14 protein-coding genes and 1 pseudogene are annotated in these 15,471 nt (G+C 63.6%); 4 read left to right on the top strand and 11 right to left on the bottom strand.

The features are described from left to right. Positions 1–107: 107 nt before the first annotated feature. Entirely contained in the window at positions 108–2,363 is a 2,256-nt protein-coding gene (locus tag HOP03_15055) for a TonB-dependent receptor (protein ID NOT89481.1), read from the bottom strand. Positions 2,364–2,594: 231 nt separating this feature from the next. Between HOP03_15055 and HOP03_15050 the strand changes: the two genes are divergently transcribed. Continuing rightward, positions 2,595–4,775: a M3 family metallopeptidase gene (locus HOP03_15050; GenBank protein ID NOT89480.1), complete on the top strand. Its 2,181-nt coding sequence runs from the start codon at positions 2,595–2,597 to the stop codon at positions 4,773–4,775. 94 nt (positions 4,776–4,869) lie between these two features. Next, positions 4,870–5,727 (top strand): NAD-dependent protein deacetylase, encoded by an 858-nt coding sequence (locus HOP03_15045; protein NOT89479.1) that lies wholly within the window; start codon positions 4,870–4,872, stop codon positions 5,725–5,727. A gap of 13 nt (positions 5,728–5,740) precedes the next feature. Here HOP03_15045 and HOP03_15040 read toward each other — a convergent pair whose 3' ends face one another. The 3 genes from HOP03_15040 to HOP03_15030 form a co-directional block, all read right to left on the bottom strand. Beyond that, on the bottom strand, positions 5,741–6,628 hold the full coding sequence (locus HOP03_15040) for a DUF3298 and DUF4163 domain-containing protein (protein ID NOT89478.1): 888 nt from the start codon (positions 6,626–6,628) through the stop codon (positions 5,741–5,743). Between the two features lie 193 nt (positions 6,629–6,821). Continuing rightward, the gene (locus tag HOP03_15035) at positions 6,822–7,031 is read right to left on the bottom strand and encodes a cold-shock protein (GenBank protein ID NOT89477.1); all 210 of its coding nucleotides are present in this window, start codon (positions 7,029–7,031) and stop codon (positions 6,822–6,824) included. Positions 7,032–7,157: 126 nt separating this feature from the next. Next, entirely contained in the window at positions 7,158–7,367 is a 210-nt protein-coding gene (locus HOP03_15030; GenBank protein ID NOT89476.1) for a cold-shock protein, read from the bottom strand. A 586-nt stretch (positions 7,368–7,953) separates the two neighbouring features. Between HOP03_15030 and HOP03_15025 the strand changes: the two genes are divergently transcribed. Continuing rightward, positions 7,954–8,133, top strand: coding sequence for a hypothetical protein (locus tag HOP03_15025; protein ID NOT89475.1), 180 nt, complete (start codon positions 7,954–7,956; stop codon positions 8,131–8,133). A gap of 15 nt (positions 8,134–8,148) precedes the next feature. On the opposite strand, the gene HOP03_15020 is transcribed toward HOP03_15025, so the two are convergent. The 3 genes from HOP03_15020 to HOP03_15010 form a co-directional block, all read right to left on the bottom strand. Next, positions 8,149–8,775, bottom strand: a complete 627-nt coding sequence (locus HOP03_15020) for a rhomboid family intramembrane serine protease (GenBank protein ID NOT89474.1) — start codon at positions 8,773–8,775, stop codon at positions 8,149–8,151. Positions 8,776–8,823: 48 nt separating this feature from the next. Next, positions 8,824–10,443, bottom strand: a complete 1,620-nt coding sequence (locus HOP03_15015; protein NOT89473.1) for an MFS transporter — start codon at positions 10,441–10,443, stop codon at positions 8,824–8,826. A 116-nt stretch (positions 10,444–10,559) separates the two neighbouring features. After that, positions 10,560–11,204 (bottom strand): glutathione S-transferase family protein, encoded by a 645-nt coding sequence (locus HOP03_15010; protein NOT89472.1) that lies wholly within the window; start codon positions 11,202–11,204, stop codon positions 10,560–10,562. A 146-nt stretch (positions 11,205–11,350) separates the two neighbouring features. On the opposite strand from HOP03_15010, the gene HOP03_15005 reads away from it, so the two are divergent. After that, positions 11,351–13,120 (top strand): M14 family metallopeptidase, encoded by a 1,770-nt coding sequence (locus HOP03_15005; protein NOT89471.1) that lies wholly within the window; start codon positions 11,351–11,353, stop codon positions 13,118–13,120. A 7-nt stretch (positions 13,121–13,127) separates the two neighbouring features. Here HOP03_15005 and HOP03_15000 read toward each other — a convergent pair. The 4 genes and pseudogenes from HOP03_15000 to HOP03_14985 all read right to left on the bottom strand — a co-directional run bounded on the left by HOP03_15000 (position 13,128) and on the right by HOP03_14985 (position 15,460). Then, a pseudogene (locus HOP03_15000) lies at positions 13,128–13,746 on the bottom strand (hypothetical protein). 30 nt (positions 13,747–13,776) lie between these two features. Then, complete coding sequence (locus tag HOP03_14995) at positions 13,777–13,938, bottom strand: hypothetical protein (protein NOT89470.1); 162 nt, start codon at positions 13,936–13,938, stop codon at positions 13,777–13,779. After that, a complete protein-coding gene (locus HOP03_14990; protein NOT89469.1) occupies positions 13,931–14,728 on the bottom strand; it encodes a sulfurtransferase in 798 nt (265 codons plus the stop codon). Before HOP03_14990 ends, HOP03_14995 begins: the two co-directional genes overlap by 8 nt. 84 nt (positions 14,729–14,812) lie before the next feature. Further along, positions 14,813–15,460, bottom strand: coding sequence for a hypothetical protein (locus tag HOP03_14985; protein ID NOT89468.1), 648 nt, complete (start codon positions 15,458–15,460; stop codon positions 14,813–14,815). Between the last annotated feature and the right edge of the window lie 11 nt (positions 15,461–15,471).

The raw sequence follows: 15,471 nt of genomic DNA, 5'->3' as shown, positions 1-15,471 counted from the left end.
CTACTGTAACCGGGCGCGTCGCATCCGGTGAGAATCCGGATCCGACGCAAAAAAACCGGCCCGCATCGCTGCAGGCCGGGTGATGTCATCCACGAGGCGTCGTGCGATCAGAACTTCGCCTTGAACTCCACGCCCCACGTCCTTGGCTCATTGAGGAAGCCGGTGAGGTTGTTGAAGTCGATGCCGCCTACGATCGCTTCCTCGTCGGTGATGTTGCGGCCCAGCAGCGCGATTTCATAATCGCCGCTGTTCCAGGCGTAGCCCAGGCGCAGGCCGCCTTCCAGCAGCGAGGCGCCGGTGAACTCGGTCGACTCGTAAAGGAAGAAGTTGACGTCGCTGCGATACGCCCAGTCGGTGTAAGCGAAGAACTCGCCGCGACTGGTCGGAATGCCATAGCGCGCGGTGACGTTGTAGACGTTCTTCGGCGCCTGCGGCAGCGCGTTGCCGTCGATGCGGAACGTGCCGGCCACGGTGCCTGCGGGATCGTTGACCTGACAGCCGCCGCCGCAGCCGAACACGGTGAGGTTGCGATCCTGGATCTCGGTGTCGTTGTAGCTGGCGCCGAAAGTGACGAACAGATTGTCGGTCAACCAGGCCTGCACATCGAGCTCGGCGCCCTGGCCGATGGTCTTGTCGGCATTGACCAATGTGGCGATGTTGCTGGCGCCGCCGACCGCCGTCAGCTGCTGATCGTTCACGGTGTAGCGGAACAGGGCGAAACCCACACGCAGGCGGTTGTCCCACAACTGCGCCTTCACGCCGGCTTCCCACGACAGCACGGTTTCGGTATCGGCGACGGTGACCAACTGGTCCGCCGGCAGCGTGGCATCGGCGAACATCAAACGGCCCTGCACGCTCGGCGCGCGGAAACCGCGGGCCACCCGGCCATAGACATTCACGTCATCGTTGATTTCGTACACCGCGCTGAGATCCCAGCTGACATCGGTGTCGCTGGGGCTGACCTTGATCGGCGCGATCGGCGGACCGAACGGACCGACGACGCGCTCGGCGCTGAAATCCTTCTGGTCGTCGGTGTAACGCAGGCCGCCGCGCAGCTTCAACCTGTCGGTGACATCGAAATCGCCGGAGGCGAACACCGCCCATGCGGTGTTGTCCTGGCGCTGGATGGCGTAGCCGTTCTGCGGGCCGCCGAAACCGTCGTAGGAAAAGCTGTCCACGTCGATCGATTCGTCGAACCAGAACAGCCCCGCCTGCCAGTCGAAACGACCCCATTCGTTCGATTCGAGGCGGAATTCCTGGCTCAGCTGGCGGTGATCCGGCAACCCGTCGGCGGACTCGGCCGGGAACAACGAGGTGCCGATCGGTCCGGTCGGGAAGGCATAGACCGAGCCGCCGTCGATATCGCCACGGCTGAAGGTCTCGACGCTTTCGTAACCGGTGGTGGAATACAGGCTGACGCGCCCGAGATCCCAGCGCATGCGCAGATTGGCGCCGAACTGGTCGAGGGTCTGCTCATTGCGGCCATCGATCGAAACGCGGTCGCGGGAGAAGCCGCTGTTGAGATCGTTGCTGCCCGGACGGATGAGACCGGCGCGGAACAGACGCGCGGTGCCGTCGAGCTTGCGCATATGCACATTGGCCAGCGCCTCGAACGTGTCGCTGGGCTGGAACAGCACCTGCAGGCGCGCGGCCGTTTCCTTGTAGCCTTCGAGATCGTCGCCCGGGCCGTTCGCGGCATTGTCGACCCAGTCGTCGCGACGCTCATGCAGCACCGACAGGCGCGCCGAGACGGTTTCACTGAGGCCGCCGGTGACCGCGCCTTCGACATTGATGGTGTTGTATTTGCCGTAGCCGATCCGGGCGTGACCGCCGAACTCCTGCTCCGGACGCGCGGACTCGAACTTGATCACACCGGCCGGCGAATTGCGGCCGAACAGCGTGCCCTGCGGGCCACGGGCCATTTCGATCTGGTCCAGATCGAACAGCGGGAAACCCTTGAGGATCGGGTTCTCCTGCACCACGCCGTCGTACACCAGCGACACCGGCTGCGAGGCGTTGAGATCGAAGTCGGTATTGCCCAGGCCACGGATATAGAAGCGCGGGAAGGCGCGGCCGAACGAGGATTCGATATTGAGGCTCGGCAGACGACCCGAAAGCAGGCGGATGTCGTCGCCGCCGGAAGTCAGCACTTCGAGTTTTTCGCGATCGACGGTGGTGATCGCCATCGGCACGTCCTGGATGTTCTCGGCCCGGCGCTGCGCGGTCACGGTGATGGCGTCGAGTTCGGGTGCGCCGGGTTGGGCGGCGGTGTCCTGGGCCATGGCCGGCAGAGCGAAAAGAACGGCGGCGGCCAGTCCGCCGATACGCAACGCGCGGCGGCCGTGACGATGGGAATGAGTCATGACATTGAATCCTGAGAGTGGGGAAGAACCGAGGGGCGGCGATGCGTGGTTTGGCGGAAAGCGCCGGTGACCGTTCGGAAAATTGTAAACAATTCGTCAATTCAGTGTGTTACAGACCGCCCCCCGCTTCGCACCGCAGGCAACATGCCTTTCGTCATGGGCCGGAAGCGGCCCCTATCCGCTACCCTGAGCACTGCAATTCCGCACGCCCGCTCCCGCCGAGGACCGCCCATGAATCGCCCGCTCGCCTGCGCTGTCGCGCTGGCCATCGCCACCGGCCTCGCCGGCTGCGCCACCACACCGCCCGCCTACGCCGACAACGACAAGACCGCCATGCCTGCACCCGCCGCCCAGGACAATCCCTTCTTCGCAGAAAGCACGCTGCCGCTGAAATACCCCACGTTCGACAAGATCAAGGACAGCGACTTCGGTCCGGCGTTCGACCGCGGCATGGCGGACCAGCTGAAGGAAGTCGAGGCCATCGCCAGCAACGCCGAGCCGGCCACCTTCGACAACACCATCGTCGCGCTGGAGAAATCCGGCCAGGTGCTGGGCCGCGCAGCCACCGTGTTCTTCAACCTCACCGGCGCCGACACCAACGACACCCGCGAGAAACTGCAAGGCGACTATGCCGCCAAGCTGTCGGCGCACAGCGACGCGATTTCGCTGAACCCGAAGTTGTTCGCGCGGATCAAATCGCTCCACGATCAACGCCAGTCGCTCGGCCTGAACGCCGAAGGCGTGCGCCTGATCGAACGCTACTACACCGATTTCGTCCGCGCCGGCGCGAACCTGACCGAAGCCCAGAAAGCGCGGATCAAGGACATCAATTCCGAACTCGCGACGCTGGGCACGAAGTTCAACCAGAACGTGCTGGCGGAAGTGAACGCCTCTGCAGTCGTGGTCGACACGAAGGCTGAACTCGCCGGCCTCTCCGATGGCCAGATCGCGGCGGCGGCGGAAGCGGCGAAGACGCGCAAACTGGAAGGCAAGTACGTCATCGCCCTGCTCAACACCACCGGCCAACCGACGCTGACCCAGCTCGAGAACCGCGCCCTGCGCGAACGCGTCTACAAGGCGTCGATCGGGCGCGGCAGCCACGGCGGCGAATTCGACAACACCGCCATCGTCTCGCAGGTACTCAAGCTGCGCGCCGAACGCGCCAAGATCATGGGCTACCCGAACCACGCGGCTTATGTGCTCGAAGATGAAACCGCGCGCAATCCGCAGGCGGTGAACGCGATGATGGCGAAACTGGCGCCGCCGGCGGTCACGAACGCCAAGCGCGAAGCCGTCGATATGCAGGCGGTGATCGACGCCGAACAGAAAGCCAAGGGACAGCCGAGCTTCAAGCTGGAACCGTGGGACTGGGCGTTCTACGCCGAGAAGGTGCGCCAGGCGCGCTACAACTTCGACGAATCGCAGCTCAAGCCCTACTTCGAAATGAAGAACGTGCTGGAGAACGGCGTGTTCTTCGCTGCCGGCCAGCTCTACGGCCTGAAATTCAAGCAGCGCACCGATCTGCCGGTCTATCACCCCGACGTCACCGTGTACGACGTGTACGACGCCGACGGCAAGCAGCTGGCGATCTTCATCGCCGACATGTACGCGCGTCCGTCCAAGCGCGGCGGTGCGTGGATGAGCGAGTACGTGTCGCAGTCCGGCCTGACCGGCAACCTGCCGGTGGTCGCCAACCATCTCAACATCCCGAAGCCGCCGGCCGGCGAACCGACGCTGATGACCTGGGATGAAGTGACCACCATGTTCCACGAGTTCGGCCATGCATTGCACGGCATGTTCTCCGATGTGCAGTACCCGCGTTTCTCCGGCACCAACGTGCCGCGCGACTTCGTGGAATACCCGTCGCAGGTCAACGAGATGTGGGCCGACTGGCCGGAAGTGCTGGCCAATTACGCCAAGCACCACCAGACCGGCGAGCCGATGCCGAAGGCGCTGCTCGACAAGGTGCTGGCCGCATCGAAGTTCAACCAGGGCTTCACCACCACCGAGTACCTGGGTGCGGCAATGCTCGATCAGAGCTATCACCAGCTGAGCGCCGACCAGGTGCCGGCCGGCAAGGACCTGATCGCGTTCGAAGCGGCGGCGCTGAAGAAGAACGGCACCGATTTCTACGCCGTGCCGCCGCGTTACCGCACCACTTATTTCAGCCACATCATGGGCGGCTATTCGGCCGGTTACTACGCCTACATCTGGTCGGAAGTGCTGGATGCCGAAAGCGTGGAATGGTTCAAGGAGAACGGCGGTCTCAGCCGCAAGAACGGCGACTGGTTCCGCGCCAAGCTGCTCAGCCGCGGCGGTTCGGAAGACGCGATCAGCACCTTCAAGCAGTTCCGCGGTCGCGAACCGCAGATCGAGCCGCTGCTGAAGCGTCGCGGTCTGACCACGCACTGATCGCTCCGCCATCGCGTTCCCGACATCGCCCGGCTCGTCCGGGCGATGTCGTTTTCGGCCCACACTGATCGCAGACATGACCTATGCTTGACCGATGCCGCATTCGCTTCGAGCTTCGGATACCGGATCGATCGCAGCCGATGCGCATGCGTTGCGCGCATGGCTCGATCGCCACGCCCGCGTGTTCGTGCTCACCGGTGCCGGCGTCAGCACCGCATCGGGCATTCCCGACTATCGCGACACCGATGGCGCGTGGAAACGACCGCCGCCGGTGACCTATCAGGCGCTGGTCGGCGATCCCGCCACCTACCGCCGCTATTGGGCACGCAGCTACGTCGGCTGGCCCGGTTTCTCGGCCGCAGCCCCGAACGCGAGCCATCGCGCATTGACGACATTCGAGCAGACCGGCCGCATCACGGCATTGGTCACCCAGAATGTCGATACCCTGCACCAGCGCGCCGGCAGCCGGGCCGTCATCGATCTGCACGGACGGCTGGACCGCGTCCTCTGTCTGGCTTGCGGCGACGAACGACCACGAACGGAACTGCAGACGCGGATGACCGCAGCCAACGCCGACTGGCGACCCCGCGATGCGGCGGTTGCGCCGGATGGCGATGCCGACATCGATGCCGCCGCCGTCCTGGAATTCGAGCCCCCGTACTGCACGCTCTGCGGCGGCCTGCTCAAACCGGACGTGGTGTTCTTCGGCGAAAACGTGCCGCGCGTGCGCTACGCGCAGGCAGTGGAGGCACTGGAAGCGGCGGATGCGATGCTGGTCGTCGGCTCGTCGCTGATGGTGTATTCCGGCTTCCGTTTCGCGCGGATGGCGCACGAGCGTGGCGCCCCCGTCGCGATCCTCAATCGCGGACAGACGCGCGCTGATGGATTGGTCGATCTGAAACTGGAAAACGACTGCGGCGCGGTGCTTGCCGCTTTGTTCGCCACCGATTGAGCGGCAGCGGAAGTTATTGCCCCGGCGGCACGGTCTGCGCCGGGGCGGCGTCGACCACCGTCGCAGGGTTGACGGCCACGAACATGCCGCGATACGCGGGCGCCAGATGCGGCATCAATACAGCGGTCGGCACTTCGACCGTGCGCACGCCGTCGACATAAGGGCCTACCTGATACGGCGGAAACACGAAGCGGAGTCCCATCAGCTTGTCGCCCTCGGGCGCGAGCACCGGCTCGAACGCAGCGAACGTGGCAGCGACCGGCTCGGTGCCGGCATCGATCATCTTGCCGACCGAGCGCATGACGTCGGCACGCTCTTCCGGCGGCAGTTCGTCGGCATCCACGCGCTGCGACAGCGCGGCGTGAAGCTGTTCGCGGGTGTAATCGGAAATGGCGCCCCAACTGCGCGGGTCGGCGAACAGGGTATCGGAAGCCAACAGCGCATTCTGTTGCGGCAACCACACGAAGCGCGCGACCAGCGGCGTGCCATGCGCACCCCCGGTGAAACTGCTGCCATCGGCGGCCACCGCAACCACCTCGGGCGTCTCCGCGACAAGCGTGAAATTCAAGGTCAGGTCGTAGGGGCCATTCTGCTTGGCGGCATCACCGGCAGCGATCGCCTTCAAAAGCTCTGCGCGCGCGCTGTCCGCATAGCTGCGCAGCGCCTGCGCGAGGCCTGGATATTTCGCGGCCTGCTTGGGATAACTGATGCCGATGATGTAGCGGGCATCGTTTTCGATGACGTCCTTCAGCTCGACAGGCGCAGGCTGCGCCTGTGCAGCGACAGGCGCAGCAGCCGGTGTCTGCGTACCGGACTCGGCGCCCTTTTTCTGGTCGCAGGCAGTCAACAGAACAGCGGTGCCGAGTGCGGCAACAAGCACAAAACGGGGCGCTTTGGACATGATGTAACTCATGGGAATGCGGTGCCTGCCGTGGCGACAACGGGGTGATCAGGATACCGGATGATGCCGGTGAGCCGAAGATCGGAGGCGTCGTTCGACTTCGGAATCGACCCACCGGATGTCCGGCCATGGGAATCGCGGGCAAAAAAAACCCCGGGCGCGAACGCCCGGGGCCTTGTTGCGCAAGCGGTGATTAGACCGCCTGGACCTCATCAGCCTGCAGGCCCTTCTGGCCCTGCACGACCTTGAAGGTGACCTTCTGGCCTTCCTGCAGCGACTTGAAGCCGTTGCCCTGGATCGAACGGAAGTGGACGAAGAGGTCCTGGCCGCTTTCCGGGGTGATGAAGCCAAAACCCTTGGCATCGTTGAACCACTTGACGGTGCCGCTCTGACGATCTGACATGTTGCGTTACTCCTGGAGAATTGACTGGTGATGGATACAGGGCCTATCGGCCGGGACCGTATCCGGTGAAACCAATAAGAAAGCCCCAAGCGCAGGCGCCCGGGGCCGTGTTTCGTATGTACGGTATCAGAGCGCCTGGACTTCGTCGGCCTGCAGGCCTTTCTGGCCCTGCACAACCTTGAAGGTGACCTGCTGGCCTTCCTTCAGCGACTTGAAGCCATTGCCCTGGATCGAACGGAAGTGGACGAACAGATCCTGGCCGCTTTCCGGGGTGATGAAGCCATAGCCCTTGGCATCGTTGAACCACTTGACGGTGCCACTCTGACGATCGGACATGGTGTGTTACTCCTCTTAAACATAAACAGTTGGTGGATACACGAAGCCTTGCGGCGCCGCGACTGTCTAGCCAGGGGTAACGCGAACGATGAGCGGATCGTCTGGGCTTGACCGAGTGTAACCCCGTCGGGAACGCCCTCATGGAGGAAGTTCGGGACGGGCCGCTGCCGGCTTGCAACCTTGGATCTACCGCATCGGGCCACGATGTACCGTGATCCCGCTTGGAACAGTGCGCCCACCATACACCACATCGCCGGCAATTTGGGAAGTGGGGGGACGAAGTTTTCTGGGCAGGGCGAGGACGCATGCGGACCACAATGCCAGCGCCCGGCTCAACCCGCCTGAATACAGCGCATTTTCAAGGATCAGGACACCCCACCCTGCCCATGCCATCCACTTGCGGCATGCGACCCAACAGGTCATCGCCGACCAGCATCCGGTTGAAAGCTGACACATTGCGGCAGATTCAAGCCGCCTCCATGACGCTGAAACAGCTGGCACGGTTCATGCTTGAATACTCCTTGAAACACCCGTGCAGCGTTCCCCGTCCCACCGATAGCGACACCTTTTCTCTTAAGGAGTCCACATGCAACTCGATGCTCCCGCCGCCAACGTCAGCGACGACACCGTCGTCGAGCGGCTGTACGACCTCGCCCGCCAGGGCGACACTGCTACCCGCGAGTTCCAACTTCTGGATTACGTGATCCAGAAGCGCCTGCAGCAGACCTACGGCGGCGAGATCACCCGTACCGCCTACGCCGCTTGACGCGATACCGTCTGGTCAGCCCCCACCGAAAGCGGGGCTGACCAGACGCCGCAGGAATTGACCCGCCAGTTCCGGCTGCTGCAGTAATGTGAACATCATTCCGTAAAGCCCGCCCCACAGGTGCGCACTGTGATTGATGTTGTCGCCACCGCGCTTGTCCATCCAGATGCTGTACCAGACGTACAGGCCCGCGAAGATGAAAGCCGGTATGGGAATCGGGATGAAGAACATGTAGATCCCGCTCCATGGGTCGAGCAGTATCGAGGCGAACAGAACCGCCGAGACCGCACCCGACGCACCAAGACTGCGATAGCTCGCATCGTGCCGGTGTTTCATGAACGTCGGCAGGATCGCGACCACCACTGCAGACAGATAGAACAACAGATAGCCGATCGGCGTGATGCGTGCGCTGAAGTAGCCCTCCATCATCTGTCCGAACGAATACAACGTGACCATGTTGAAGATCAGGTGCATCCCGTCCGCATGGATGAAACCATGCGTCAGCAACCGGTCGTACTGCTGCTGGCGATCGATCGCCGGCGGCCACAGGATCAGCCGCTCCAGCAAGCGTGGTCGCTCCCAGGCCTGCCAGGACACCAGCACGGTCACTGCGATCAGCGCCAACGTGATGTAGCCGTTCATGCATTCTCCCGACGAGATGACGCGCCTGGTTCAAAGATCACATATGGCTCAAGCCGCACGATAGTGGTCCTGCAGCGGATAACGCCTGGCGTACGCGGCGAAGATCAGCGCTGCCACAAAAGCGAATCCGGCGAAGAAGAACATCAGGAACGCGTTCTCGCTCAATCCTGTACTCGCGATCTGCGCCATCGCGGTGTCGTTGCGCACCGCCGCGTTGGTCAGCAACACCCAGACGTTGCCGAACGTGACCGACAGCATCCAGAAGCTCATGATCACGCCCTTCATTTTCGGCGGGGACTGGCTGTACGCGAACTCCAGACCAGTGGCCGAGACCAACACCTCGCCGAGCGTCAATAATGCGTAAGGCAGTATCTGCCAAGCCAGCGATACCGGATCGCCGCCATCGATCCACAGTTGGATCATGCCGGCGAAGACCCACGCAAGGCCCGAAAAGGCGATTCCGAAGCCCATCCGACGGAGCGCCGTGACTTTGAAGCCCAATTTCGTCAGCAGCGGATACAACACGAGATTGTTGAAGGGAATCAGGGCCATCACCAGCAGCGGATTCAGCGCCTGCATCTGTCCAGCTTCCTTGATCAGCCAGCCGGGCCACCACCACTGATCGTTCGGCATGATCATGGTCTTGCCCTGCAGCACCCAGGTCGATGCCTTCTGGTCGAACAACGACCAGAACGGACTGACAATCGCAAAGATGATCAGAATCCGCAGCACCGCGCGTACGCCGTCGACCACTTCGTCCGGATGCGCACCGCGCGCATGGTCGAGTTGCAGCGCGGTACCGACACCACCGAACAGCAGAACCGCGCCGAGCGCAAGACAGAACGAGATGACGAAGCCGAAATCCTTCGGCCACCAGACCGGCGACAGCCACCAGCCCAGCAGCATGCCGGCAGCGATCAGCACGCCGCTCGCCGCGACTGCACTACCGATACCCGTCCGCCCGCTGGCTCCGCCGCGCAGCGCGGTCATCACCACACGCATGAACGCATTCGGGTCGTGCGCGCTCGGGGGCATGTTGACGTATTTGCTGCGGCCCATCCAGAAAATGATGGTTGCGATGAACATCAATACGCCGGGCACGCCGAAGGCCACAGCCGGGCCGTAGTTGCGAAGCAGGATCGGCATCAGCAGCGAGGCGAAGAACGAACCGAAATTGATCGTCCAATAGAAAGCGTCGTAAACGATCTTCGCCAGATGTTTGTTCGATTGCGTGAACTGATCGCCGACGAACGACGAAACCAGCGGCTTGATGCCTCCGGAACCGAGCGCGATCAGGAACAGACCGGTATAAAAACCGGTGCGGTTGCCTTCGAAGATCGCCAGACAGGCGTGGCCGACGCAGTACAGCAGCGAGAGCCAGAAAATGGTGTGGTACTTTCCGAAGAAGCGATCGGACAACCAGCCGCCGAGCAGCGGGAAAAAATACACGCCGATGACGAAACTGTGGAAAACCTCTTTGGCCATGCCTTGCCGTTCCGCTTCGGGCAGGTAGGACAGGATCACGCTGCTGACCAGGAACTGCACCAGGATGTTGCGCATCCCGTAGAAACTGAAGCGCTCGCAGGCCTCGTTGCCGATGATGTAGGGAATCTGACGGGGCAGTTTCGCGCCGGAGTCCGGCGTGCTGGCTTCTGTAGCGGTCGTCATGGATCAGCGCCTCGTCGGGAAATCGGGGCCGGCAGCAACCACCGCCGGAGTGATGCGGGGATGCAGGCGGGACATTTGCGCCCACATCCCGCGCTGTTGCGATCGAGCGCCGCCTGTCAAACCCATTCGGCCAGCCCTTCGCGCTCGTAAAGGGTCGTGAACGACGGCCGCGCCTTCAGACGCGATGCCAACGCGGCCAGATGCGGCCAATCGATCGCCTGTTTCGGCATGTTCCGCGACCAGCGCATCAGCATCACCAGATAGAAATCGGCGGCGGTCAGGCGATCGCCCAGCAGATGCGGGCCATGCCCGGCGAGATGCGCATCGATGCGCTGCCACTGCGCCTCGATCCGTGGCTGCACATAGTGCCGCACGGTTTCGGCATGGGACTCGCCCGCGGGCTCATGCGGATACCACCACTGCCGGAACAGCGGCTGCACCATGTTCGCGAGATTGAACATCCACTGGGTGTAGTCGACGCGCTGCGGGTCCGCCAGCGGCGGGGCGAGCGCCGAAGCCGGGAAAGCATCCGCCAGATGCATCAGCAGCGCAGCGGCTTCATAGTGCGGCGCACCGTCGATCACCAGCGTCGGCACCACGCCGTTCGGGTTCAGCGCCAGATATCCGGGCTGCTTCTGCGCCCCGGCAGCCGTATCGACGAGCGCCAGCGCATGCGGCGCGCCCAATTCGATCAGCATCCAGTGAACCACCAGACTGGCCGATCCCGGCGAATAATAAAGGGTGTAGTGCGGTGCGCTCATGTCCACTCCTGTATCGAGATGCGAATACCCAGATGCCAAGACGCCAATCTTCGCACGCCATCCGATGCGATCGCGCATGACCAAAGACATGCCCGCAGCAGGGCCGATCGCGGCACAATGCGAGATCGCCTTCGAGCCCTTCCGCCATGCGCCCAGCCGTGTCGATCGCATTGCCCCTGCTGATGCTCACCGCGAGCATCGCCGTCCATGCCGCCGCAGGACTCACCACCGAAGCAGAACGCAGCGGTTACGCACGCACCGGCCGCTACGCGGAGGTGATCGCACTCTGCGACGCATTCGCGGGGCGCTACCCGGACCGTGTGCGCTGCATCGATTTCGGCACCACACCCGAAGGCCGGCCGATGAAGGCGCTGGTCGCCAGCAATCGCGCGCTGACCGCTGACGCGGCGCGGAGTGCCGGCCTTCCGGTCGTGCTGATACAGGGCGGGATCCACGCGGGCGAGATCGACGGCAAGGACGCGGGATTCCTCGCGCTGCGGCAAATGCTGGACGGACAGGCCGCGCGCGGCGCGCTCGACAAGACCGTGCTGATCTTCGTGCCGGTGTTCAACATCGACGGCCACGAACGCTTCGGCGCATGGAACCGCCCGAACCAGAACGGCCCGGCCGCAATGGGCTGGCGCGTCACCGCGCAGAACTTCAATCTCAATCGCGACTACGCCAAGGCCGACACGCCCGAAATGCAGGCGATGCTGGCACTGGAGAATGCCTGGGATCCGATCGCGACGATCGACCTGCACGTCACCGACGGGGCGAAATTCGAGCACGACGTATCGATCCAGGTGGAACCGCTGCATGCCGGCGACGAGCCTCTGCGCGCCGCCGGTCTCGCACTGCGGGAAGGCACGCTGGCGGCACTGCGCAAACAGGGCTCGCTGCCGGTGGCGTTCTATCCCTCCTTCGTCGAGAACGACAACCCGGCCTCGGGCTTCGTCGATGGCGTCGCGCCGCCGCGCTTCTCGACCGGCTATTTCCACCTGCGCAATCGCATCGCGATGCTGGTCGAAACCCATTCGTGGAAGGACTACCCGACCCGGGTCCGGATCACGCGCAACAGCGTGATCGCGGTAATGGAACTCGTGGCGAAGCACGGCGCGGACTGGCGCCGGACCGCACTCGAAGCGGACTCGCGCGCGAAGGGACTCGGCGGCACCATGGTTCCACTGACCTGGACCGCCAGCGACAAGGTCCGCACCATCGATTTCCGCGGCTACGCCTATACCCGCACGCCGTCGGATGTCTCAGGCGCACTGATGACGCGGTACGACGACAGCAAACCCCAGGTCTGGAAGCTGCCGTTGCGTGATGATGTCGTACCCGGCCTTGCCATCGCGGCACCGAAAGGCGGCTATCTCGTACCGGCCGCCTACGCCGACATGGTCGCCGCCAGACTGCGCACGCACGGGATCGCTTACCAACGGTTGGGCCACGCGCTGACGAAAGCGGAAGTCGGCATTTTCCGCGATGAAACTCCGACCTTCGCCGCCGCTTCCTCGGAAAGCCACCAACGGCTGACGGTGGAAGGCGAATGGAAAGCCGAGACCCACGACATCGGCACAGGCGCGCTGTTCGTCCCGATCGCGCAGCCCAAGGCGCGGCTGGCGATGTCGCTACTCGAACCGCTGGCGCCGGATTCGCTGCTCGCGTGGGGGCTGTTCAACAATGCGTTCGAGCAAAAGGAGTACATGGAGGATTACGTCGCCGAAGACGTGGCCCGCGAGATGCTCGCGCGCGATCCCGCGGTGCGCGAGCGCTTCGAACGCAGGATCAAGGAAGACCCGGAATTCGCCGCCGATCCGCAGGCGCGGCTGGAGTTCTTCTATCGCCTGCACACCGCGTGGGACGAACGTTTCGGGCTGTATCCGGTGATGCGGACGGACGAAACGCTGCGCTGAAACCGCTTCAGCAGTTTTCGTATTTCCAGTTCCGGGATTTGCCCTCCGCAAGCCATTCCACCGCCTGCGCGATCCGGCGCGCGCGCGTCTCCTCGCGCTTGGCGTCGAGAATCCACTCGAGATATTCGCGACGGTGGCTCGGAGCGAAATGCTCGAACGTGGTTTTCGCGGTGGCATTGCCGCGCAGTGCGGCTGCGAAATCGGCGGGGACCTCCGGCAGCGGCTTGGGCGTTGCGGCCTTGCGCAGCCGGTGTCCTGACGCCCTGCTCGTTCAGGCGCGCTGCTTTCTTGAGATAGGCCAGCAATTGCCGCTTCGCCGGGAGATCCGCTACCGACGAGAGCTTCCCGAAGCTCCCCATGCCCTCGACGGGAGAGCCGTCGCCGACCACGAGCGCATGCTTCCAGAATCCGAACGACGCATGCTGTTTGAACGCGGCCATGCCGCAGAGAATGCCGCCGGCATGCATGAAGGTCGGCATGCCCCATTTGATCGTCTCTTCGACATCGGGGCACGCCTCGTGCACCCGCGCACGCACGTACTCGAGGACCGGTTTGGCGAAGTCGGCCGAACGCGCGATGTAGGCGTCGACGCGTGGATCCAGCGATGTCGTGTCGCGCGATGTCATTGCCATCCTCCGCAGAGCGAGTGGATGCGGTCAGAACGGGCGCGGTAGCCCCAGCGTCGGCGCCAGGAACCAGTACGCGCCGAACAGCACCGCCGCCCACCAGAACAACTTGAAGACGAACTTCACCACTTTGATGGCGAAGTACGCCCCGACGATGGCCAACAGCAGTCCGATCCAGCCCATATCAGCCATGGTCGCGATGTCCTCTCGGTGAATGCGCGGATTCTGACCTGTTCGTGCCGGGAATGGGAGTCAGTGAAGGATCCAGCGCGATCCGGTCGTCGAACACGAAACAGGCGCCCTCGTAACCTTGGCCGCCCACCGCCTCGAAATAGCCGAGGATGCCGCCATCGAGCTGCAGGACATTCTCCATGCCCTGCGCACGCATCCACAGCGCGGCTTTCTCGCATCGGATCCCGCCGGTGCAGAAACTGACGACGGTGGCATCGGCCAGCGCTTCCCGCCGCGCCAGCACGGCGTCGGGCAGTTCGGTGAAGTTGTCGATCGGCAGCACCATCGAATCCGCGAAAGTGCCGTACTCGACTTCCTCACGGTTGCGGGTGTCGAGCAGGACCAACCGACGGCCGTTGTCGTCGGCGCCTTGGCCGATCCAGCGCGCGAGCGATGCCGGCGAAACCGTCGGCGCCCGCCCGGCATCGGGCGAAGCATCGGACTGGCGGAAGCTGATGATCTCCGGCTTGACCTTCACCTTGAGCCGCGAGAACGGCACGTGCGACGAAACGCTGGCCTTGACCGTCATCTCCGCGAACCGCGGATCGTCGCGCAGGGCAGCGACAAGATCGTCGATCGCCGCCGTTTCGCCCGCAAGGAACAGATTGATGCCCTCCTGGGCCACCAGAATGGTGCCGGAGAGCCCGCCCGTCTCCGCGCGCGCCTGCAACCCGGCGGCGAGCGCATCGGGATCCATCACCGGAACGAAATGGTATGCGGCGATGTTCTTGATCGTAATGGGATTGCTCATGGTCGGCTTGGTCATGGCCGGCTCGATGATGACTGGCATGATCGTGGCCTGTCCGGTCCGGGTATCTGCATTCATGCTGCGATTCTAAGCCTTGAGCGACGCCTGAAGATTGCGCCGCGCCTGCGCTTCGAAGCGATCGCGAAAGAAATCGCTGAGAAAAATCGTATCGGAGACGGATAGTCTCTTGAAGAATTGCCGGCGTTTGATGCGATACAGCCATCGCGGCACCGCGCAGTATTCCTCTGCGATCGCCCGATCGTACGCAGCGAATGCCTCCGGCGACGCCCCGAGGATGGCCATGTCGCAATCCAGAAAATGGCGCGCGTCCTCACCCCCCTCGCCGGTTCCGGCATCTTCGACGCGCAGGCTGCCATGGCGGGCGGTGAGAAGAATGAGTCCAGCAACGCGTTGCGGATCGATCCCAGCCTGCGGCCACCGCTCGAGGTGCTCGATGGCGAGTCGCGCGGAAGCGGCTTCGTTGTCGCTTCGCCCGGGGATATACACGGCGTCGTGGTACAGCACCGCCAGCCAGATTTCGTTCGGACGATGCCAACCGGGGCCAGTGTCGATCTCCCGGTAGAGCGCCAGGACTTCCCGCACATGCCCGAAGTGATGATAGGCACGCGCCGGTTCGGCGTAGGCAGCGCGCAGCGATTGCCACTGCGCGGCAGGAAGGATCAGCGGGCCGTCGACCGCCGGCTCGGCAACGCATGGGCCCGCGTCGGCTGTCATTGCATCCGGCA

This window comes from Lysobacter sp. (assembly GCA_013141175.1).
Classification (GTDB): Bacteria; Pseudomonadota; Gammaproteobacteria; order Xanthomonadales; family Xanthomonadaceae; genus Lysobacter_I.
This window is presented reverse-complemented; position numbering and strand designations above follow the sequence as displayed.

Bases quoted from the DNA above. Each gene is read 5' to 3' on its own strand.
- HOP03_14990 (NOT89469.1), bottom strand. From the start codon at position 14,728: ATGAGCAATCCCATTACGATCAAGAACATCGCCGCATACCATTTCGTT.
- HOP03_14985 (NOT89468.1), bottom strand. From the start codon at position 15,460: ATGACAGCCGACGCGGGCCCATGCGTTGCCGAGCCGGCGGTCGACGGC.
- HOP03_15055 (NOT89481.1), bottom strand. From the start codon at position 2,363: ATGACTCATTCCCATCGTCACGGCCGCCGCGCGTTGCGTATCGGCGGA.
- HOP03_15040 (NOT89478.1), bottom strand. From the start codon at position 6,628: ATGTCCAAAGCGCCCCGTTTTGTGCTTGTTGCCGCACTCGGCACCGCT.
- HOP03_15030 (NOT89476.1), bottom strand. From the start codon at position 7,367: ATGTCCGATCGTCAGAGTGGCACCGTCAAGTGGTTCAACGATGCCAAG.
- HOP03_15050 (NOT89480.1), top strand. From the start codon at position 2,595: ATGAATCGCCCGCTCGCCTGCGCTGTCGCGCTGGCCATCGCCACCGGC.
- HOP03_15020 (NOT89474.1), bottom strand. From the start codon at position 8,775: ATGAACGGCTACATCACGTTGGCGCTGATCGCAGTGACCGTGCTGGTG.
- HOP03_15010 (NOT89472.1), bottom strand. From the start codon at position 11,204: ATGAGCGCACCGCACTACACCCTTTATTATTCGCCGGGATCGGCCAGT.
- HOP03_15035 (NOT89477.1), bottom strand. From the start codon at position 7,031: ATGTCAGATCGTCAGAGCGGCACCGTCAAGTGGTTCAACGATGCCAAG.
- HOP03_15045 (NOT89479.1), top strand. From the start codon at position 4,870: ATGCCGCATTCGCTTCGAGCTTCGGATACCGGATCGATCGCAGCCGAT.
- HOP03_15005 (NOT89471.1), top strand. From the start codon at position 11,351: ATGCGCCCAGCCGTGTCGATCGCATTGCCCCTGCTGATGCTCACCGCG.
- HOP03_15025 (NOT89475.1), top strand. From the start codon at position 7,954: ATGCAACTCGATGCTCCCGCCGCCAACGTCAGCGACGACACCGTCGTC.
- HOP03_14995 (NOT89470.1), bottom strand. From the start codon at position 13,938: ATGGCTGATATGGGCTGGATCGGACTGCTGTTGGCCATCGTCGGGGCG.
- HOP03_15015 (NOT89473.1), bottom strand. From the start codon at position 10,443: ATGACGACCGCTACAGAAGCCAGCACGCCGGACTCCGGCGCGAAACTG.